The sequence below is a fragment of the Limibacillus sp. genome, from assembly GCA_037379885.1.
GTDB lineage: Bacteria > Pseudomonadota > Alphaproteobacteria > Kiloniellales > CECT-8803 > JARRJC01.
In genome coordinates this window covers 22,362-42,388 of record JARRJC010000009.1, presented here as the reverse complement: position 1 = coordinate 42,388, position 20,027 = coordinate 22,362, and the positions used below count along the sequence as shown (strand labels likewise).

The window sequence follows — 20,027 nt, the reverse complement described above, 5'->3', positions numbered from 1 at the left end:
CGCTCACTGCTCCGGACCGCGGAACACGGTTTCGCGCCGCACGGTCTCTCCGGTTGCCTGGTTGGTCAGTACGAAGGTTACATCTTCGATGCCGCTGTCCAAAGTTCCCGGCGGCACCGACAGGTAAAGCTTATAGGTGGCCACATCGTCGGGCGCGGCGGGCAGCACCGCCGAGGCGCCCTCCACCTCTCCCGCGCCGACCACCGAGACTTCCGCGCCGCTGAGGCCCTCGATCACGAGGTCGTAGCTGCGCGCCTCGCGCCGCATGTTGAGGATCTTGACGGTGTAGCCGTTGCGGATCGACCCGTCCGACAGCTTGACGAAAAGGGGGTTGCGGTCGTGCAGCACCGAGATGTCCGTGGTCGCGCGCAGCGCCAGCGTCATGATCATGAAGCCAGCCACCATCAAGAGGATAAGCCCATAGACGATGGTGCGCGGCCGGATCAGGCGAATCCTCGGTGTCCCGCCCGCGGCATGGGCGGCCTGATTGTATTCCGTGTCGTAGGCGATGAGGTTCGGCTCGCGGTCGAGCTTGGTCATGACCGAATTGCAGGCGTCGATGCAGAGCGCACAGCCGATGCATTCCAACTGCACGCCATCGCGGATGTCGATGCCCGTGGGGCAGACCGCCACACAGAGCTTGCAGTCAACGCAATCGCCCAGTTCAGCCTGTTTGGCAGGATCCTTGGAGGGCTTGCCGCGCGGCTCCCCGCGCCACTTCTGGTAGGTCACGATGAGGCTGTCTTCGTCCATCATCGCCGCCTGGAAGCGGGGCCAGGGACACATGTAGGTGCAGACCTGCTCGCGCGCCCAGCCGGCCAGAAGATAGGTCGTCGCGGCGAAAAGGGCCGTGAAGCCGTAAACGGCCGTGGAAGACTGACCGACGAAGAACTCCTGAACCAGGGTCGGCGCATCGGTGAAGTACATGATCCAGGCGCCGCCGGTGACAAAGGCGATCAGCAGCCAGATGGCGTGTTTGATCACCTTCTTCCGGACCTTCTCCAAGGTGAGCGGCCCCTGGTCCAGCTTCATGCGGCTGTTGCGGTCGCCCTCGACCTTTCGTTCGACGAAAAGATAGAGGTCGGTCCAGACGGTCTGCGGGCAGGCATAGCCGCACCAGACGCGGCCCAGCAGGCTGGTTATGAGGAAGATGCCGACGGCACCCAGGATCAGAACCCCGGTCAGGTAATAGATTTCCTGCGGCCAGAGCTCGATCCAGAAGAAGTAGAGGCGGCGGCCCGGCATGTCGACGAGGATCGCCTGGTCCGGCGCGTTCGGGCCCCGGTCCCAGCGGATCCAGGGCGCGAGATAGTAGATCGCGAGCAGCAAACCCAGCGCCGCCGATTTCAGCTTGCGGAAGGTTCCCCAGATGCGTTTGGGATAGACCTTGACCCGGTCGGCGTAGAGCGGCAGGTCGACTTTGCCCTCGGCCCGCTGTTCCTTGCGCGACAAGACGTCGATGTCTTCGACCTTGCTCGCTTCGCTCATGACGTAATCCCGTGCCTCTCTCCGGTCGTGGCATGGCGGACGCCTTGCCGGCGCCTCAGCGCGGGAACAGCGTCTTCATTGTCATTCGAAGACTAGTCGCTGGGTGCTTTGCTGCATTGCGATGGATCAATTGAGGGCCGGGGCGAAAGAAAACGGCCCCGCCGGAGAGCGGAGCCGCGTTTCTGGTAGTCAGAACAGGCCGAGGGCCGATGTTCCCGTCCGGCCTATTCGGCGGCGACGGTCTTCTCCTCGTTGCTGGCGTGCAGCCGTGCGCGGCTGGCCACCATCAGCTTGGCTTCACCGTCCAGCACGACCTTCTCGCCGACGCTGCAGACCGTATCGACCAGGATGCGCTTCTTATCCGTGTCGACCTCACGAAGCGTGACCCGCGCGACCACGGTGTCGCCGATCATCACCGGCGCCTTGAAGTTCAGGGTCTGGCTCAGATAGATGCAGCCCGGACCCGGCAGCCGGGTGCCGAATACCGTGGAGATGAAGCTGGCGGAAAGCATGCCGTGGGCAATGCGCTCCTTGAACATGGTGGAGGCCGCGAACTCCTCGTTCAGATGCACCGGGTTGGTGTCACCCGATACCCCGGCGAAAAGGGCGATGTCCGCCTCGGTGACGGTCTTCGCATAGACCGCCGTCATGCCGGGTTTAAGATCCTCGATGTAGTAGCCGTGTAGTTCCTGCATGGACTCGTTCCTCTTTGGTCTCGGTCAAAGGGCTGCCAGCCCTCAATTCAGCGCCATACAGGATCCTGATGCCTCTCCCCGGCGGTATCGCTGTGCTTTGTTATTTTGCGGCGCAATAGAGTTTTGTTGCACTGCACTCTAGCGAGAGATTCTTGCCGATTGCAAGGCTGCTTTTCACGGCAACTCCCTCACTGATTGCAGAACTTGCCTTGAAGAACGAGTCTAGAGTTGTGTTAAGCTGACGTTAACGCTTTTCGTGCAATAGATCGTAGAAGGACCCTCAATTGGTTGGAGTTCCATGAAAAGAGGCGGCGACGTCCTATTCAAGGTACTGGAAGAGATCGATTTCCGCAGCGGCGTCAGCTTTCCGACAGTTGACAAGGCCGTTGAGCGGGTCCTTGAGCGCGAGTCCCCTCAGGAGGTCAGCGATCCCTTTTGGGCCATTGCCGCCACCCTGCTGATCGCGCATATCTTCTGCTTCCTGCTGGACTATGTCGGCGCTTTCGATGTCGGTGTTATCTTTCTTTCCGATGTCCTGGTCCTCTCCCTGCTCTGCCTGATCTACCGCCCGCTTCGCCGCCGGGTCGATCAGCGCGAGCAGATTCGCCGCGAACTCCTCTTCACGCTCAACCGCCATAGCGTGGCCGCCGAGAACCGCCGCCGCGACCAGCAGGAGGATGCGCTGACCGCCACCCTGGTCGCTGCCCATCTGCGCCGCCGCCAGGAGCTGGAGGAAACCGCCGAGGACAGCTTCGACGAGGACACGGTCAAGATCGTCCCCTGAGCCGGGGCGATCCCAAGGGGGCTATTCGAGACGAACCGGAAGGCGGCCCCGCCCCGGCAGGCCCAGCCTTACCCTTATGGTTTCGCCCCGTCGCTTGTTGTATCCTCAGGAACAACGTCCCCACGGAACTCAGGAGCCTGTCCGATGTTTGACAGCGAGCGCTTTGTCGAGGATTGCCGCCAGGCCGCTGAAGAGGGGCCGCGCGCCATCCGGGAACTGGTGGCCGCCGCCGTGGCAGACCCGCGGGGCGTCCTGTCCGCCCTGGGCGAGCCTGAGGCAGCCGGGGTCCAGAAGCTCTATTGCGGGCCCGACGTCACCGTCGTCAACGTCATCTGGGCGCCCTTCATGTCCGTCATGCCTCATAACCACGAAATGTGGGCGGTGATCGGCGTCTACGGCGGCGCCGAGGACAACATCTTCTGGCGCCGCACGGAAGACGGCAAGGTCGAGGCGGCCGGTGCGAGAGCGCTTCGCGAACGCGAGGTGCTGCCGCTCGGGCCGGAGGTTGTTCACTCGGTCATGAACCCGGTCGACAAGCTGACCGGCGCCATCCACGTCTACGGCGGGGACTTTTATGAGACCGCCCGCAAGGAATGGGACTCGCAGGCGCTGACCCCGCACGATCACTCGATGGAGCGGACCCTGGCAGTCTTCGAGGAAGCCAATCGGCGCTATCAGCTTTCGCGCCTGGAGGCTTGAGGGGTAAATCCGGGCAGCCTGGATTAAATTCAGCGGCAACCTGTGAACGATCCGGTGGATACCGCAGAAATGACAGCGCTTCTGGAGTCTCGGGAGAAGGCGTCTGGCGCCTGGGTCATCTTCGCGCTTGGCGCCCCCCTGCTTCTCGCGAACGCACTCGCGGTCCCTCTAGATCAAGATGAAGAAGCCTATATCGCGGTCGCGGCGCTGGCGCGTGACCATGCGCTATACAGCGGCATCCTGGTCAATCAACCGCCCATCCAATCCTGGTTGATGAGTCTGCTCTTCCAGCCTTTGGAAACGGGCTATTTCCTGACCGCGCGCCTGCTTGGCGCGGTCATCGCCTTGGCGGCGGCCCTGGTCTTCCACGGGACGGCGCGTCTCTTGGGAGCGGGACGCGGGCAGGCGCTGTTCCTCACCTTCCTTTTCATTACCTTGCCGGTGGCCGGCGCACTCCTCGTCTCGGCGCGGAATGACGGTCTCGCCCTCGTCCTCTGCCTCCTGGCCCTCTTCTGCTTCCTGAAAGCCGACAAGGCGGGCGCAGGGATTTCCTGGTTGGTCCTGGCGGGTGCGGCGGGCGGCCTGGCGGTGGGCGTCAAGTTGACGGCCGCGTTCGTTCCTTTCTGTCTCTTTCTCTTCCTCTTGCTGGAGCGGCGCCGGCCCGTCGAGGTTGTTGCCTTGGCCCTCGGCGGGCTCCTGGGGGCCCTTCCCTCTCTTGCCGCGTTGGGGAGCGCGCCCGGCCCCTTTATCTTCGGGGTCTTCCGGCTGCACCCCGAAACGGCGGGGTCCTTCTATTTTCCGGAGGGGCCGGAGAGCCTGCTTGCGCAGCGCTTGGCCTCTGCGGATGACATCGGCGTCTATTTGCTGAGAAACCCCACATTGCTTCTCGCCTTGGTGATGCTGCCGGTCTTGGCGCTCTTCTCACGGCGCGCGCGGGGAGCCGGTCCGCCGGCGTCGGGAAGGCAGAAGCGGAGGCTGGGCCTGCTTGTCGCCTTTGGCTTCCTTTGCGTCTTCATTCCCGCGCCGGTCTTCTATCCGCACATTCTGCCGGTCACGCCCTACCTTTTGTTGCTCAGTTGGCTTCTGATCGGAGAGATCCGGCAGCGCTTTTCCGCCACGGGCTGGCGCGGAGTGATCATCGGCTGCTTCGCTTTGCTGACGCTCCAGACCCTCCAGATGGCGACCACGCTGTCGCGCTTGCTCGACCCGGAGTTGCGCCCGGTGGCGTCCGTCACAAGCGTTGCCGAGCGGATTGAGGACGCCATGAGCGCAAACGGCCTCAAGGGGCCCATAGCAAGCGTGCATAGCCTTCTGGTGCTGGAGGCCGGCTCCCCAATCTTCGCAGCCTTTTCCCTGGGTCCCTACTTCTACCGCTCCGGCGACATCTACCCGCCGGAGGAGGTGCTCCAAAGAGGCGGCATTACACCGCAGTCTCTCGACCTGGTGTTCACCGCGCAGGGTGCTCCCGATGCCGTGCTGGTCGGCGCGCCCAGTGACGAGGCGCTGGAGAACTGGGCCCTCAGGAACTGCTATCGGCTGTCTACCGGGTCCTTTGAGGCTTGGACCAGCGGACCCTACAACTCCGAGCAATGGACCCCGCGGCTTTATCTGCGCGCGCGCGACGGTCATTGCGCCGAGCCGAGGAAAGACTAGGAACGCTATTCAAAAGCCGCGGCGCCAAAGCCTCGGCTCAGGGCAAAAGGTCCCAAGCACGAAGCTTCTCCTCCAGTATTTGGGCGAGGAGCGCGTTTCCTTCGGCATTGAAATGAGAACGGCAACTGAAGAAGAGGTCCTGGTAGCGAAGGCCACGGCCTTGGATTTCGCGTCCCAAGTCGATGAAATGCTCAAGATTCTCCTCGGCGAAGGAGGACAGCGTGCGGTAGGGAAATGCCCCGTTTTCCGCGAAAAAGGCGAAGTCGGCGCAGGTCGGGATGATGGTCACGACCGGCAGCTGATCCCGCTGCAACGCCGTCTCTTGAAATGTCAGGAGTATTTGCCCGGTGAGGCGCAAGGCGCCGCTGTCGTGCTCTGGATCATAGAAGCGCGAATAGGAGGGTTCGCCGGACAGGGACGAGCGGATGCGGTAATGGGCGAGAGAGCCCAGCAGATTGACCGAAAAGGGGAACGACGGGCCCTTCTTCAAGCCTGAAGGACCGCCCGGCGCGAAGTACTCATGCTGCAAGTACTCCTCCGGCGACGCCAGGAAGCCGGAAGCTTCCTCGCTGCTGAACTCAGGAAGGCCAACCCTACGGAGGTCATCGTCTTCTAGAATGAACCGCGGCTTCAGAACGACATTGTCGAGCTTGTATATGAGGTTACGGAACTGGTTCACGTTCCGCACGATGTCCGCAGAGGTGTGGTTGAGAAGGGCTATTGGCGGCCTGTTCTCTGATTCCAGGTAGCGGATCAACGACTGGTCCGTGCCATAGCCGTTGACGCCGAAGTTCAGGATGCGGCACCCGAATCTCGCCGAAAGCAGGCTGCCCCACGCCTCTGCGTGGCCAACCTCATCCCCCCAGGTGAAGGAATCGCCGTAGGCCTCCAAGCAAGCGCTGCTGTCGGGAGGGAGCGATGGATCCGGCCGCGCTCCGAGGGAGTCGCGCTCACCGGGCAACCAGCCCAAGGTCGCATCGCGCCGCTCCAAATAGTCCTGGTAGCTTCTGTCGATGGTCTTCCTGTCGTAGACGATCCCTGATTCTGAGAACTCCTGGAGGACCAAGTATGAAAAGCCTTCCGCCACCGCAAAGAGGAGGAGTATCAAGAAACCCCATAAGAAAAGTGCTTTTTGGGTCGCGCGCATACAGTCAGGGTCTGATCTGTTGGAGCAAAAGACAAGCAGGCGATGAGTGCGCCTTTGCCTTTCAGGCTGGACCTCGGGGGCCGGGTCGCAGCTCTTTCTTACGGCTCTGGCCTTCGAACCGCCCGAAAGACTGCCGGACTGGGAAGGGGGAGTGGTGCCCGGGGTCGGACTCGAACCGACATGGTATTGCTACCGCTGGATTTTGAGTCCAGTGCGTCTACCAATTCCGCCACCCGGGCACGGGAGAGCGCTTCAGCGCGCGGAATCCGCGCACTATAGCGAGGGGCATTCCGGACGCAAGAGCGGCGTTGCGGCCAGACGAAAAACACCAGGAAAATTTTACGGTGAAATGGCGTGTTGTTTTTTTAGTTGACAGTTGGATCGGGGATAATCTTATATCGCTTCACGGCGCTGATTTGAGGCTCAGCTTGCAGGGCGCCTTATAAATTCTGCTAAAGCGAGTGGGTAGGACCCGCCGCAAAAAGCTGTGCCGGGTCTTTTTTTGTGCCTGAAGCAAAGGTGCAAGAAGCCGGCCCCGGCAATCAACAGCAAAACGGTAAACCTCCTTTCCCGCCCTTGGAGCCTCGGATCAACCGAAGGGGCCTCCATTGGGGCGCCGTAACTGGAAAGGAAGACTACCGATGAACACCACCAAGCGAAGCTTTCTGAAGCTTGTCTCCGGCACCGCACTCAGCCTGGGCCTCGCCCTCGGCGTCGGTCTCGGCGCCACCCCGGGCACGGCGGCGGCGGCGGAGCTGCCGGACACCGTCACGGTCGACTACGCCTACTACAACCCCGTCGCCCTGCTCTTGAAGAACAAGGGCTGGCTGGAAGAGGAGTTCGCCAAGGACGATATCGAGATCCGCTGGCTGCTCTCTCTCGGCTCCAACAAGGCGCTGGAGTTCCTGAACGGCGGCAGCGCCGACTTCGCCTCGACGGCCGGCTCCGCCGCTGTCGTCGGCAGGGCGAACGGCATCCCCATCAAGGCGGTCTATGTCTACTCCAAGCCCGAGTGGACCGCCCTGGTCACCGCCAAGGACTCGGAGATCACCAAGGTCGAGGACTTGAAGGGCAAGCGCGTCGCCGTCACCCGCGGCACCGACCCGCATATCTTCCTGCTTCGCGCTCTCGCCGATGCCGGCCTTTCGGAAGGCGACATCGAGACCGTGCTGCTGCAGCACCCCGACGGCTACCGCGCCCTGGAGAAGGGGCAGGTTGACGCCTGGGCCGGTCTGGACCCGCACATGGCCAAAGCGGAGCTGGAGAGCGGTTCGCGTCTCTTCTTCCGCAATGCCGACTACAACACCTACGGCATTCTGAACGTGCGTGAGGAGTTCGCGGCCGAGCATCCCGATCTGGTGACCCGCGTGCTGCGCGTCTACGAGAAGGCCCGCCGCTATTCCATCGAGCACCCGGAAGAGCTGCGCGCCGCCCTGGTTGACGCCGCCCGCCTGACCGACGAGGTCGCCGCCAAGCAGCTTGGCGAGCGCACCGACATCACCAACCCGGTGGTCGGTCCGGAGCACCGCCAGACCTTCGTCGAGACCGGCAAGGTCCTGCAGTCGATCGGCGTGCTGAAGCCGGAAGTCAACGTCGAGCAGGTGGTGAACGAGCTGATCGACAGCTCCTACATCTCCAGCCTCGCCGCGAAGTAACGAACGATAGACGAGAGGAGCAAAGACATGGCGCTGGTCGAAAGAATCCGACGGCGTCCGGTCGAGACGGCGGCGTTCGAGGACGCCGCCGTCAGCCTCCGCCAGGGGGTCGCATCCGGACTGCTGTCCAAAGTGAAGGGCCTGATCTTCCCCCTGGGCCTCTTGCTCGCCTGGGAGGTCTTGAGCCGCCTGGGCGTCTTCGCGGAGCACCTCGTGCCCTCACCCACCGCGGTGGCCAACGAGGCGATCTACCTCTGGAACAAGGGTGTGCTGGTCGAGCACATCTGGACCACCACCTACCGCGTGATCCTGGGCTTCGCCCTGGGCGTCGGCGTGGCGACGGCGCTGGGCTCCCTGACCGGCGCCTCGCGGCTCGCACGTGAGCTTCTGGACCCGACGATCCAGGCGCTGAAGGCCGTGCCCTCGCTCGCCTGGGTCCCGCTCTTCATCCTCTGGTTCGGCATCTTCGAGACCTCCAAGGTCACGCTGATCGCCGTCGGCGTCTTCTTTCCGGTTTACCTGAACCTGATGAGCGCCATCCAGGACAGCGACCGCAAGCTGGTCGAGGTCGGGCGCATCTACCGCCTGACCCAGTGGCAGCAGCTGCGCTACATCCTGGTGCCCTCGACGCTGCCGTCCTACGTGGTCGGCCTGCGCTCGGGCCTGGCGCTGGGCTGGATGTTCGTGATCGCCGCCGAGCTCATGGGCGCCTCCAAGGGCTTGGGCTTCCTGATGATCGACGGCCAGATGACCGGCCACCCCGCCATCATCGTTTGCAGCCTCATCCTCTTCGCGCTGGTCGGCAAGGCGAGCGACGGCGCGGTCGCGCTGGCCTCCCGTCCGCTGCTGCGCTGGCAGGATTCCTTCTCAAAGATGAACCAGGGAGGCGGCAATGCTTGAGATCAGCGCTGTCACAAAGTCCTTCGACGCCCCGGACGGCGGCCGCACGCTGGCCCTCGACACCTTCGACCTGTCGGTCGGCGAGCATGAGATCGTCAGCCTCGTCGGCACCAGCGGCTGCGGCAAGTCCACGCTGCTGCGCATCCTCTCCGGCCTGGACCACGCCAGCGGCGGCGCCGTCACCATCGGCGGCGTGCCGGTGACCGGTCCCAACCCGGACATCGCGATGGTGTTCCAGGAACCCCGTCTGATGCCCTGGCTCACCGTGCGCGAGAACGTGCGTCTGGCGCTGCTCGACCTGCCGCGCCAGGAACAGGACCAACTGATCGCCGACGTGCTGGCGCAGGTCGGCCTGGACCGGGCTGCCGAGCTGCTGCCGCGTCAGCTGTCCGGCGGCATGGCCCAGCGGGTCTCCATCGCACGGGCCCTGGCGCGCCACCCGAAGATCCTGTTGCTGGACGAGCCCTTCTCCGCGCTCGACTCCTTCACCCGGCAGAAGCTGCAGGAGCACCTGCTGGAGCTTTGGGAGCGCGCGCGCTTCACCATGGTCTTCGTGACCCACGACCTGGAGGAGGCCGCCGTGCTGTCCGACCGGATCGCGGTGCTGCGCGGTCATCCCGGCCGTCTCGCGAAGATCGTCGAGGTCGACCTGCCGCGTCCGCGCGAGCGCAGCGCCGAGGCGTTGCAGGAGATCAAGCGGGAGATCGTCTCCGAACTCGATCTTTCCTGAGGCAAGCGGACCGGGCGTCTTCGGCTCTGGGCAGACAACACTTTATGGTCTAGAAACCCAGAAGAGACATCCTCTTCCCGGACGGCCCTTCCTGCGATGAAACGCAAGGGAGTGGAACGCGGTCCGGGGCGGTGGGGGATCTCGAAGTGTCAGAATTGCCTTTGGGGGGAATCCAGTGGTCAATCCAAAAGTCGCCGGCTATCTGTCGGGTCACTTCCAACAGATCAGAGGGTATTCCAACCCCTACATCTGGAACGCGCTGCAGCCGCTCCACGAGTGGCAGGAAGCTGAAGGCGTCACCGGCCCGATCGGAGAGATCGGCGTGATGCTCGGCAAGTTCTTCGCCGCCCTCGCCCTGGCCAAGGACGCCTACGGGCCGCACTTCGCCTTCGATGTCTTCGACCTGACCCAGTTCAATCTGGGCGGCGGCCCCAGGGGCAACCTCGAGATCTTCAAGGAGAACCTGAAAGCCGCGGGCGTGGAGGCCTCCAAGGTGGAGATCCGGCAGGTAGACAGCATGGCCATAACCGCACGCGACATCGAAGAAGTCCGCGACGCGACCGGCGGCGGCTTCTCGCTCTTCAGCGTCGACGGCTGTCACCGGGCCGAGCACACGGTCAACGACCTTCAGATCGCCATGGAGCTCACCAAGCCGGGCGGCCTCATCCTGCTCGACGACTACTACAACCAGGATTGGCCCGGCGTGCAGGAGGGCACGGTGAGGCTCTACCTGAACAGCCTGCCCCGTTTCATCCCCATCGCCTTTACCTGCAACAAGTTGCTGCTCGCCCACATCGGCTACGCCGAGGCGATGTTTGCGCACTTGAAGAGCGAGCTTCCCGGGCGTTTTCCCGGCCTGCGCATCAGCGAGGCGCCGCGCTTTGGCTATCCGACCCTGAACATCTACCCCGATGTGAAGAGCGACAGGTACCTCTCCTAGGCGAAGGACCGCCGCACCGAGGGGCCGTGCCCCGACCCGGCCCGACCGGCCGGGCCGGGGTTCTTTTGCTGGACGCGCCGCCCGGCGCCTGCTAGCAGAAACCAGCTTTCCGCCAACCCCCGATCGGTGCGATTCCCGGATGCTGAGACGGCTTTACGACTGGACCCTGGAAATGTCGGCCCGGCCCGGCGCGACTCGCGTGCTGGCAGGGGTCGCCTTCATCGAGTCCTCCTTCTTCCCGATCCCGCCCGACGCCATGATCATCCCGATGATCGTGGCCGACCGCACCAAGGCCTGGCGCATCGCGGCGGTGGCGTCGGTCTTCTCCGTCTTGGGGGGATTCTTCGGGTACCTGATCGGCTACCTCTTCTTCGACGCGGTGGGCCTGCCGCTGCTGGAGTTCTATGGCTATCAGGAGAAATTCGATCAGGTTCAGGCCTTCTTCAACGAATGGGGCGCCTGGTTCGTGGCCGCCGCCGGCTTCACGCCGCTGCCCTATAAGGTGATCACCATCGCCTCGGGCGTGACGCAGCTCGATCTCGTGATCTTCGGTATCGCCTCCGCGCTGTCCCGCTCGGCCCGGTTTTTTCTGGAGGCGGCGATCCTCTGGTACTTCGGCCCACCGGTCCGCGCTTTCGTCGAAAAGCGCCTCGGTCTCGTGGCTGGCCTCTCCTTCCTGCTCTTGATCGGCGGCTTCGTGGCGCTCAAGTATCTTCTCTGACAGGTTTTTTCGAGAACCAGAAGGACCGGAAACACCGTGACCGACCGTTCAAGCACCGCCGCCGGAGCGGGCCTGCTGATCGCCCTGCTCTCCGCGGCCATTCTCGGCAGCGCGCTCGCCTCGCAATACTGGGGCGGGTTGGAGCCCTGCCAGCTCTGCCTCTATCAGCGCGCGCCCTATGTGGTGACCATCGCGCTGGGACTGCTGGCGGCCCTGCCCCTGCCGCGCGGCCTGCGTCTTTCCTGTCTGCTGCTGGCCGCGCTGACCTTCGCCGCCGGGGCCGCCCTCGCGGGCTTTCACGTCGGCGTCGAACAGAAGTGGTGGGAGGGGTTGCCGGGCTGCTCCGCACCCTCCTTCACCGACATGACGCTCGACCAGATGCGCGAGGCCATCATGGGCCGCGAGAAGGTGGTGCCCTGCGACGAACCGGCCTGGACCCTCTTCGGCGTTTCCATGGCCGGATACAACTTCCTGGCCTCGGTCGTTCTGGCGGGTTTCACGCTATGGCTGGCCGGGCGGGTGTCCGGGCGCTAGATTAGCCTTTGTCATGAAGAAAGAACCGACCCCAAGAAAGCGCCGCCTGCCGGGAGACCCCGGCCGGGACGCCCTGATCGAACGCATGGTCCGCGTGGACCAGGCCGGTGAGTACGGCGCGCGCCGTATCTACGAAGGCCAGCTCGCCGTCCTGGGCAAGAGCCCGTCCGGCCCCCTGATCCGTCACATGTACGAACAGGAACTGAACCACCTGAAGACCTTCGACGAGATGGTGGTGGCCCGGCGCGTGCGCCCGACCGCGCTGCAGCCGGTCTGGCACGTTGCGGGTTTCCTTCTGGGCGCCGGCACCGCGCTGATGGGCGAGAAGGCGGCCATGGCCTGCACGGTCGCGGTGGAAGAAGCGATCGACGAGCATTACTCGGCCCAGGCCACGGCGCTGGAAGGCGACGCGGAAGAGGCCGAGTTGAAGGCCACCATCGAGAAATTCCGGGAGGAGGAACTCGAGCACCGCGACACCGGGCTCGAGGAAGGCGCCGAGGATGCCCCCGCCTACCCTCTGTTGAGCGCCGCCATCAAGCGCGGCTCCAAACTCGCGATCTGGCTTTCCGAACGGGTTTGAGGCCGGCGGGTATAAGGTCGGCGGCGCCTGGACCTACTCCTCCAGCTCGCTATCCCAATAGAGATAGTCGTTCCAGCTTTCGTGCAAAAAATTAGGCGGAAATTTCCGCCCGTTCCGTTGCAGCTCGATCGTGGACGGGACCCTCGCCGGGCGCAGGATGGGCATGCCGCATTCCCGCGGCGTGCGGTTGGCTTTCTTCAGATTGCAGGACTGACAGGCCGCGACCACGTTCTCCCAGGTCGTGCGCCCTCCGCGCGAGCGGGGCATCACGTGATCGAAGGTCAAGACCTCTGTCTGGAAGCGGTCGCCGCAGTACTGGCAGGTGAAGCCGTCGCGCAGGAAGACGTTGAAGCGTGTGAAGGCCGGACGGCGGTCCATACGCACGTATTCCTTCAGCGAAATCACGCTGGGCAGCTGCATCTCGAAGGAAGGAGAGTGTATGGCCTGCTCGTACTCGGCGATGATGTTCACGCGGTCCAGGAAGACCGCCTTCACCGCGTCCTGCCAGGACCAGACGGAGAGCGGAAAGTAGCTGAGCGGGCGGAAGTCCGCGTTCAACACCAGGGTAAGAAATTGGTTCGGCTGCATCCTTCTTCTGCGTCCGCCTGAAGACGCCCTCGTGGCCCTTTCCTCATTCAGTTTTACTCCAAGCCCGGCTTCGCTACAAGATGTTGTAGGTTGGCCGCTATACTCTTCATAGATTTGTAAAGCGCCTGGAACAGAACCCTAACCTTGGAGGCCCTCGGTGAGTCAACGCCCCGCGAAAAGCCGGGGGCGGCGCATCAGGCCTCCTTCGGAATCTCTCCGATGAGCTGACGGTAGAGAAAGGCGCAGCCGAGCTTCAGCCCTTCCTCGTCGATGGAGTGCTGCACGCCGGGCCGCAGGTCGGAATAGACCTCGAAGTCCATGTGGAGAAGCGCCTGGGCGGCAGCCGTCAGGGCGGCGGCCGGCACCACCGGGTCGTCCTCGCCATGGATCAGCAGCACCGGCGGCTTGCTCTTGACCGCTTCGGCCATGGCGTCGGGCGCCAGCAGCGCCCCGGAATATCCCAGGATACAGGCCAACTGCTCCTCGCGGCGCGGGCCGACGTAGAGCGCCATCATGGTGCCCTGGCTGAAGCCCAGCAGCACCACCTTGTCGGCGGTCAGGCCGTAGTGCTTCATCTCCTTGTCGATGTAGGCGTCGATCTTGGGGGCGACGGCGGCGGCGCCCGCCTCCATCTCGGCTGGCGTGCGGTCCTGGAGCGAGAACCACTGACGGCCCGCCGGGTTCATCTCGCAGGGGTCCGGGGCGTTGGGCGCGACGAAGGCGGCATCGGGCAGCACCTGCCCCAGAAGCGGCGCGAGCCCGATCAGATCGTTGCCGTCCGCGCCCCAGCCGTGCAGCAGCACGACCAGCGCCTTGGCCGGTCCGCCGGACTTGGGTTCCTGACGCGGGCCTTCGAGTGTCTCTTCCGCCATGCCTTCGCTCTTCCTTGTCCACGATTGAAAACGCCGCGCAGTCTAGAGGCTGTGCCCGCGTTGTCGAGGGCCGACTTAGAAACCCGCCTCGTGGTGATAGTAGTGCCAGAGGAAACGCGCCGCCGCCGAGCGGTGCGGCCGCCAGCGCGCCGCGGCGACCTCAGCCGCCGCTTCGGGACCGGGCCGCTCCGTCAAGTTCAGGAGCCGCTGCACGCCCGCCTGCAGGGCGAGATCGCCGCCCGGGAAGACATCCGGGCGCTTCAGGCTGAACAGCAGATAGACCTCCGCCGTCCAACGCCCGACCCCCTTTGCCGAAACGAGCGCGGAAATCGCTTCCTCGTCCTCCATCCGCTCCAGCGCCGCGAAGTCCAGCGCGCCGGTTTGGCTCGCCTCGGCCAGACCCAGGCAATAGGCGACCTTGGGGCGTGAGAGGCCGCAGGCGCGCAAGCCCTCCGGGCCTGCCGACAGCGCGGCCTCCGGCGTCAGCGCAGGAAAACGCTCGGCGAGCCGCGCCACGATGGCTCGCGCGGCCCCGGCTGAAACCTGTTGAGCGGCGATGATCCGCACCAGGCCGTCGAAGCCCGGCGGATGCCCCCGCTCAGGCGGCAGGCCGCAACGCTCATAGGCCTCGGCGAAGAGCGGGTCGGCCGAGGCGAGCGCCTCCAGCGCCGGACGCAGGGTCTGGTCGGGCTTTGCCGGGGCGGGGGGCTTTGCCGGGGCGGCGCTCATTCCGGAAGGCCGGCCTTGCGGAGGTTATTGACATAGGGATCCAGTCCACCCGGATGCTTGGTCTGAAGGGTGGTGACGAGATAGTCGACCGAGAGGCCCGGCAGTTCGCGGACCGCGTCCTGCACGGCGCTCTTCGCCTCCTCCAGACGGCCCGCCTGGACCAGGGCCGCGGCGTAGACCGCATGGGGCCAGTAGCCCTTGGCGCGGGGATTGCGCAGCGTCTTCTGCGCCCATTCCAGCGCCTGGGCGGTATCCCCGCTGAGCACGTCGGCGAGCGCATGCACCACCGTGGAGGCCCAGAGGATGGGGTCGAGGGGGCTCAGGCGTTCGGCCATCTCCAGGGCCTGCTTTGCTTCCTCCAGTTCGCCGGCCAGGACCAGCGCCATGCCCAATCCGTGATGGGCTTGAGCAAAACTGGGGTTCAGGTAGATCGAACGCCGCAAAGCGGCGATCGAGGCGTCGTGCTCCCCGCGCATCATGAGGATGCGACCGCTCGCGAAGTAGGGCAGCGGGTCCTTGTCGTCGATCTTGAGCGCGCGCTGCGCCAAGGCGTAGCCGGACGCCAGAGCCGCCTGCGAGTCCTCCGCCCAGCCCATGATCACGCTCTGATAGTGGACATAGGAGAGGTAGGCGTGCGCGGGGGCGAAGTTCGGATCCAGCTGCGTCGCCTTCTCCAGGAACTTCCGCGCCTTTGGATGGCCTTCCAGGTCGTAGTTCCACATGTGGTAGAGCCCGCGCTGATAGGTCTCCCAGGCGTCCAGGCTGTCGGGTGATTTCGTGCGCACCCGCTCGCGCTCCGCCGCCGAGAGCTCCGGTTCCAGCGACCCGACGATGGTCTGGCAGATCTCGTCCTGGAGTTCGAAAATGTCGGTGATCTCCCGGTCATAACGCTCCGCCCAGACGTGGTGGCTGGTAAGGGCGTCCAGAAGCTGCACCGTCACCCGGACCCGGTTGCCCGCCTTGCGGACGCTGCCTTCCAACACGTAGCGCACCCCCAGTTCGCGCCCGACCTGCTTCACGTCGACCGCCTGGCCCTTGTAGGTGAAGGTGCTGTTGCGCGCGATCACCATCAGCCAGCGCACCTTGGAAAGCGCGGTGATCAGGTCCTCGCTGATGCCGTCGGCGAGGAAGTCCTCTTCCCGGTCGCCTGACATGTTGTCCAGCGCCAGAACGGCGATGGAGGGCTTTTCCTTCGCTGCGGATACTTCGGGTGCCTGCGTCTTGCCTTGACCGGGTTGCCAACTCCAGGCGCGGACTTGGCGCTCAAGGTTCTTCAGGGACTGCATGCCCAGGTCCGTGAAGCCCAGATCGCTTTTTCCCTGGAGGTACTGATGCACGACGTCGGAGATGCAAAGGCCGCCGGGTTCGGCCAGGCCTTCAAGACGGGCGGCCACGTTGACGCCGTCGCCCAGGATATCGTCCTCCTGGATCACGATGTCGCCGACATTGACCCCGACGCGGTACTGGATGCGCGTTTCCGGCGGCTCGTCCTGCTCGTTGCTGCGCATGGCCTGCTGCACCTCAGCGGCGCAGAGGACGGCGTCTACGGCACTCGGGAACTCCACCAGAAGACCGTCGCCGGTAGTCTTCACGATGCGGCCGCCGTACTGCGCGATCTTGGGATCGATCAGGGATTCGCGGTAGTGCTTCTGGCGCGCGATGGTGCCGCCTTCGTCACGCTCCATCAGGCGGCTGAAGCCCACCATGTCAGCGGCCAATACCGCTGCAAGACGACGTCCCATGAGTTTTCTCCCCGATACGCCGAATCTTATGGGACCCTCACTCAAAGGTCCAAATAAACCCGCTTGAGCCTGAGGTGATTTCGCGGCAAGCCATTCCCATGACCGAAACCACGCGCTTTGCGCCCTCCCCCACCGGCCTGCTCCATATCGGCCACGCCTACTCCGCGCTCTTCGCCGCGCGGGCGGCGGGCGAGGCCGGGCGCTTCCTGCTGCGCATCGAAGACATCGACCAGGGGCGCTGCCGGCCAGAGTTCGAAGCGGCGATCCTGGAGGACCTGGCCTGGCTGGGCTTGCGGTGGGAGGAACCGCTGCTGCGCCAGTCCGACCGTCTGCCGCTCTATGGCCAGGCGCTCGACCGGCTGTCGGGCGACGGTCTGCTCTACCCCTGCTTTTGCACCCGCAAGGAAATCCTGGCGGAGATCGAGGCCGCCGGCGGCGCGCCGCAGGGGCCCGAGGGTCCGCTCTATCCCGGCACCTGCCGCCAGCTCGACAAGGCCGAGGCCGCGGAGAGGCTTGCCGCCGGAGAGGCCCACGCCCTGCGCCTGGACATGGCCGCGGCGGCAAGGCGCGCGGGCCCCCTCACCTGGACCGATCTGGAGCGTGGCGAGCAGCGCGCCCAACCAGAACTGCTGGGCGATGTCGTGCTGTCCCGGAAGGACGCCCCCGGCAGCTACCACCTCGCCGTCACTCTGGACGACGCCGCCCAGGGCGTGACCCTGGTGACCCGGGGGGAGGACCTGATACCCGCCACGTCTGTCCACCGCTTGCTTCAGAAGCTCTTGGACCTTCCGGTGCCGCGCTGGCGGCACCACGGACTGCTGACCGATGCCGAGGGGAAGCGCTTCGCAAAGCGCGACAGCGCCAAGACCCTGCGTGATCTGCGCGAGGCGGGCCGCAGTCCCGCCGAGGTGCGCGCCCTCGCCGGTTGGCCGGACTAGCGCCGCGCCTTGAAGAAACCCTGAAGCAGCTCGCTGGCGGCCCGCTCCTTCAGGCCGCCCAGGACCTCTTCGGGCCTATGGTGACAGGTCGGCTGGCTGAAGATCCGCGCGCCGTGCTCGACGCCCCCGCCCTTGGGGTCGTAGGCGCCGAAGTAGACCCGGCGCAGCCGCGCGAAGGCGATGGCCTGGGCGCACATGGCGCAAGGCTCCAGCGTGACGTAGAGGTCCGCCGATGTCAGGCGCGCCTCGCCCAGCTTCCGCGCGGCCTCGCGGATCGCAAGAAGCTCGGCATGGGCAGTGGGATCATGGTCCCGCTCGACCCGGTTGTGGGCGCGCGCCAGCACCTCGCCGCTGACCGAATCCACCAGGACGGCGCCGACCGGCACCTCGCCCGCCTCGGCGGCGGCCCGCGCTTCTTCCAGCGCGCTTTCCATATGATCGGCCCTGGCCTTCATGACGGCGGCGAAACTGCGCTCAAAAGCCGCTTGCGGTCAAGCGCGGCGGCTTGCGCGCCGCCTGGGCTGGGCCTAGAGTGCCGCGCCTTTCCACCACCGGCCCGAAAGCCAAGGATCATGAGCGAAGAGCAGACCGCGAACCCCGGACAGCGCCTGGCCAAGGTGATGGCGCGCGCCGGTCTCTGCTCGCGCCGCGAGGCGGAAACCTGGATCGAAGCGGGCCGCGTCACGGTGAACGGCCAGCTCCAGACCTCCCCCGCCTTCAACGTGACCGAGGCCGACAAGGTCGCAGTGGACGGAAAGCCTCTTCCCGAGGCCGAGCCGCCGCGCCTCTTCCGGTTCCACAAGCCGGCGGGCTACGTGGTCTCGGCGAGCGACGAACTGGGCCGCGACACGGTTTTCGATCTCTTGCCGGAAAAGCTGCCGCGCCTTCAGGCGGTCGGACGCCTGGACATCAACACCGAAGGCCTGCTTTTGCTGACCAACGACGGCGAGTTGAAGAGGCGGCTAGAGCTGCCCTCGACCGGCTGGCTGCGGCGCTACCGCGTGCGCGCCTACGGGCGCATCGAACAGGCGACGCTGGACCGGCTCAAGGAAGGCATCACGGTCGAGGGCGTAAACTACGGCCCCATCGAGGCGACGCTGGACCGTGGCGATGGCGCGAACGCCTGGATGACCCTGGGCCTGCGCGAAGGCAAGAACCGGGAAATCCGCAAGGTGCTGGAGCATCTCGGCCTGAGGGTGAACCGGCTGATCCGGGTCTCCTACGGCCCCTTCCTGCTGGGCGAGTTGCCCAAGCGCGGGCTGCTGGAGGTGCCCAAGAGCCAGATGCGCGACCAACTCGGCATCGGCCCGCAGGTGAAAGACCGAACCGGCTTCGCCAAGGCGAAACCCAAGCCGGTCAAGCCCGGCCGCCGCAAGGTGAGAAGCCAGGGAGCCCCCAATGCGGATCGTCGGCGGAAGCCTTAAGGGAAAGCGACTGGAAGCGCCGGAAGGCGGCCAGCTTCGACCGACCTCCGACCGCGCGCGGGAGTCGCTGTTCAATCTTCTGACCCAGGGCCGCGTGGCCAGGGAGGCGGCGGGCGGCGGCAATCCCCTGATCGGCGCGCGCCTGCTGGACGGTTTCGCGGGCACCGGAGCGCTCGGCATCGAAGCGCTCTCGCGCGGCGCGACGGAGGCCTTCTTCATGGAGAAGGATGCGGGCGCCTTGAAGCTGTTGAGGGGCAACCTGAAGCACTGCGGGCTGGAGCGGCAGGGCCGCGTGGTGCCCGCCGATGTCGCCAATCCGCCAACAGCGGAGCGCGCTTGCGATATCGTGCTGCTGGACCCGCCCTATAATAAGGGCCTGGGCGCACCGGCGCTGCTGGCGCTGGCGAAAGCCGGATGGATCGGACCGGAGAGCCTGACGGTGCTGGAATGCGACCGGAGCGAGAACCTGGAGCCGCCGGAGGGTTTCACCCTTCTGGAGGAGCGGCGCTACGGCAAGGCCAAGCTGTTATTCTTGCGTTACGGCCCGGTCTGATACGTGACAGCACAGCCCCAAGCTGCTCTTATGACGATTAATCACAGTTGTTTTAGGGACTAACCCTTTCATCGGCCCTCAAGAGACCCTCTGACATGGCGAGCCACATTCCCAATCATCTAACGCTGCTGCGCATCCTCGCGATCGTGCCGTTGGCCGCCTTCATGACCATCGACAAGCCCTGGGCGGCCTGGGGCGCCTTCGTGATCTTCGTGGCGGCGGGCCTGACCGATTGGCTGGACGGTTATCTCGCCCGCAAGTGGGGCTCGGTCTCCGACGTCGGCAAGTTCCTCGATCCCATCGCCGACAAGCTGCTGGTCGCCGCGGTCCTGATCCTGTTGGTCGCGGGGCGCCACCTGGATGGCTGGAATCTCGTGCCGGTCCTGGTGATTCTGGGCCGCGAATTCATCGTCTCGGGCCTGCGCGAGTACCTGGGCCAGAAGTCCGTCGCACTGCCCGTGACCAAGCTCGCCAAGTGGAAGACGGCCGCCCAAATGGTCGCACAGGGCGCGCTGATCCTGGCGCCGGGCCTGCCCGCCGCCTGGATGGGCAACGAGATCGGCATCGTCCTGATCTGGATCGCAGCGGGCCTGACGGCGATCACGGGCTGGACCTACCTGCGCGGCGCGCTGCCCCATCTCGGCGTTTCTTGAGC

At 65.1% G+C, this 20,027-nt stretch carries 21 protein-coding genes, 1 tRNA gene, 1 pseudogene and 1 riboswitch; of the genes and pseudogenes, 14 read left to right on the top strand and 9 right to left on the bottom strand.

All coding sequences use genetic code 11. From position 1 onward, the window contains the following. Positions 1-3: 3 nt before the first annotated feature. Together ccoG and P8X75_04715 are read right to left on the bottom strand one after the other, a co-directional pair. On the bottom strand, positions 4-1,488 hold the full coding sequence (gene ccoG, locus P8X75_04720; protein ID MEJ1994504.1) for a cytochrome c oxidase accessory protein CcoG: 1,485 nt from the start codon (positions 1,486-1,488) through the stop codon (positions 4-6). 224 nt (positions 1,489-1,712) lie between these two features. Next, positions 1,713-2,183: a MaoC family dehydratase gene (locus P8X75_04715; protein MEJ1994503.1), complete on the bottom strand. Its 471-nt coding sequence runs from the start codon at positions 2,181-2,183 to the stop codon at positions 1,713-1,715. 298 nt (positions 2,184-2,481) lie between these two features. On the opposite strand from P8X75_04715, the gene P8X75_04710 reads away from it, so the two are divergent. From P8X75_04710 to P8X75_04700, 3 genes are all read left to right on the top strand, one after another. Beyond that, on the top strand, positions 2,482-2,967 hold the full coding sequence (locus P8X75_04710; GenBank protein MEJ1994502.1) for a hypothetical protein: 486 nt from the start codon (positions 2,482-2,484) through the stop codon (positions 2,965-2,967). A 144-nt stretch (positions 2,968-3,111) separates the two neighbouring features. After that, positions 3,112-3,666, top strand: coding sequence for a hypothetical protein (locus tag P8X75_04705; protein MEJ1994501.1), 555 nt, complete (start codon positions 3,112-3,114; stop codon positions 3,664-3,666). Positions 3,667-3,735: 69 nt separating this feature from the next. Continuing rightward, positions 3,736-5,319: a glycosyltransferase family 39 protein gene (locus P8X75_04700; protein ID MEJ1994500.1), complete on the top strand. Its 1,584-nt coding sequence runs from the start codon at positions 3,736-3,738 to the stop codon at positions 5,317-5,319. Positions 5,320-5,356: 37 nt separating this feature from the next. Here the strand turns inward: P8X75_04700 and P8X75_04695 are convergent, their stop codons facing one another. Together P8X75_04695 and P8X75_04690 are read right to left on the bottom strand one after the other, a co-directional pair. Then, a complete protein-coding gene (locus P8X75_04695; GenBank protein MEJ1994499.1) occupies positions 5,357-6,466 on the bottom strand; it encodes a hypothetical protein in 1,110 nt (369 codons plus the stop codon). Between the two features lie 152 nt (positions 6,467-6,618). Next, positions 6,619-6,705, bottom strand: a tRNA-Leu gene (locus tag P8X75_04690). 159 nt (positions 6,706-6,864) lie between these two features. After that, positions 6,865-6,943: riboswitch (SAM riboswitch) on the top strand. 164 nt (positions 6,944-7,107) lie between these two features. Between P8X75_04690 and P8X75_04685 the strand changes: the two genes are divergently transcribed. From P8X75_04685 to P8X75_04655, 7 genes are all read left to right on the top strand, one after another. Continuing rightward, entirely contained in the window at positions 7,108-8,121 is a 1,014-nt protein-coding gene (locus tag P8X75_04685) for an aliphatic sulfonate ABC transporter substrate-binding protein (protein ID MEJ1994498.1), read from the top strand. 27 nt (positions 8,122-8,148) lie between these two features. Further along, entirely contained in the window at positions 8,149-9,021 is an 873-nt protein-coding gene (locus P8X75_04680; GenBank protein MEJ1994497.1) for an ABC transporter permease, read from the top strand. Then, positions 9,014-9,751 (top strand): ABC transporter ATP-binding protein, encoded by a 738-nt coding sequence (locus P8X75_04675; GenBank protein ID MEJ1994496.1) that lies wholly within the window; start codon positions 9,014-9,016, stop codon positions 9,749-9,751. Before P8X75_04680 ends, P8X75_04675 begins: the two co-directional genes overlap by 8 nt. A gap of 175 nt (positions 9,752-9,926) precedes the next feature. After that, positions 9,927-10,691 (top strand): class I SAM-dependent methyltransferase, encoded by a 765-nt coding sequence (locus P8X75_04670; protein MEJ1994495.1) that lies wholly within the window; start codon positions 9,927-9,929, stop codon positions 10,689-10,691. 139 nt (positions 10,692-10,830) lie between these two features. Beyond that, positions 10,831-11,412 (top strand): DedA family protein, encoded by a 582-nt coding sequence (locus tag P8X75_04665; protein MEJ1994494.1) that lies wholly within the window; start codon positions 10,831-10,833, stop codon positions 11,410-11,412. 36 nt (positions 11,413-11,448) lie between these two features. After that, on the top strand, positions 11,449-11,946 hold the full coding sequence (locus P8X75_04660; GenBank protein ID MEJ1994493.1) for a disulfide bond formation protein B: 498 nt from the start codon (positions 11,449-11,451) through the stop codon (positions 11,944-11,946). Positions 11,947-11,959: 13 nt separating this feature from the next. Further along, entirely contained in the window at positions 11,960-12,526 is a 567-nt protein-coding gene (locus P8X75_04655; protein ID MEJ1994492.1) for a demethoxyubiquinone hydroxylase family protein, read from the top strand. A gap of 33 nt (positions 12,527-12,559) precedes the next feature. Here P8X75_04655 and P8X75_04650 read toward each other — a convergent pair whose 3' ends face one another. The 4 genes from P8X75_04650 to P8X75_04635 all read right to left on the bottom strand — a co-directional run bounded on the left by P8X75_04650 (position 12,560) and on the right by P8X75_04635 (position 16,457). Further along, entirely contained in the window at positions 12,560-13,114 is a 555-nt protein-coding gene (locus P8X75_04650; protein MEJ1994491.1) for an HNH endonuclease, read from the bottom strand. A 194-nt stretch (positions 13,115-13,308) separates the two neighbouring features. Continuing rightward, the gene (locus P8X75_04645) at positions 13,309-13,986 is read right to left on the bottom strand and encodes a dienelactone hydrolase family protein (protein ID MEJ1994490.1); all 678 of its coding nucleotides are present in this window, start codon (positions 13,984-13,986) and stop codon (positions 13,309-13,311) included. A gap of 75 nt (positions 13,987-14,061) precedes the next feature. After that, a complete protein-coding gene (locus tag P8X75_04640; protein ID MEJ1994489.1) occupies positions 14,062-14,715 on the bottom strand; it encodes a DNA-3-methyladenine glycosylase 2 family protein in 654 nt (217 codons plus the stop codon). Further along, positions 14,712-16,457, bottom strand: coding sequence for an adenylate/guanylate cyclase domain-containing protein (locus tag P8X75_04635; protein MEJ1994488.1), 1,746 nt, complete (start codon positions 16,455-16,457; stop codon positions 14,712-14,714). Before P8X75_04635 ends, P8X75_04640 begins: the two co-directional genes overlap by 4 nt. Before the next feature lie 98 nt (positions 16,458-16,555). Here P8X75_04635 and gluQRS point away from each other — a divergent pair, with 98 nt between their 5' ends. Then, the gene (gene gluQRS / locus P8X75_04630; protein ID MEJ1994487.1) at positions 16,556-17,395 is read left to right on the top strand and encodes a tRNA glutamyl-Q(34) synthetase GluQRS; all 840 of its coding nucleotides are present in this window, start codon (positions 16,556-16,558) and stop codon (positions 17,393-17,395) included. Here the strand turns inward: gluQRS and P8X75_04625 are convergent. Continuing rightward, a complete protein-coding gene (locus P8X75_04625) occupies positions 17,392-17,850 on the bottom strand; it encodes a nucleoside deaminase (protein MEJ1994486.1) in 459 nt (152 codons plus the stop codon). The two genes, gluQRS and P8X75_04625, sit on opposite strands and share 4 nt — an antisense overlap. 144 nt (positions 17,851-17,994) lie before the next feature. Here P8X75_04625 and P8X75_04620 point away from each other — a divergent pair. The 3 genes and pseudogenes from P8X75_04620 (at position 17,995) to pgsA (ending at position 20,025) form a co-directional block, all read left to right on the top strand. Beyond that, a pseudogene (locus tag P8X75_04620) lies at positions 17,995-18,696 on the top strand (pseudouridine synthase). Between the two features lie 97 nt (positions 18,697-18,793). Further along, positions 18,794-19,372: a 16S rRNA (guanine(966)-N(2))-methyltransferase RsmD gene (rsmD, locus tag P8X75_04615; GenBank protein MEJ1994485.1), complete on the top strand. Its 579-nt coding sequence runs from the start codon at positions 18,794-18,796 to the stop codon at positions 19,370-19,372. Between the two features lie 95 nt (positions 19,373-19,467). After that, the gene (gene pgsA / locus P8X75_04610) at positions 19,468-20,025 is read left to right on the top strand and encodes a CDP-diacylglycerol--glycerol-3-phosphate 3-phosphatidyltransferase (GenBank protein ID MEJ1994484.1); all 558 of its coding nucleotides are present in this window, start codon (positions 19,468-19,470) and stop codon (positions 20,023-20,025) included. Positions 20,026-20,027: the final 2 nt, after the last annotated feature.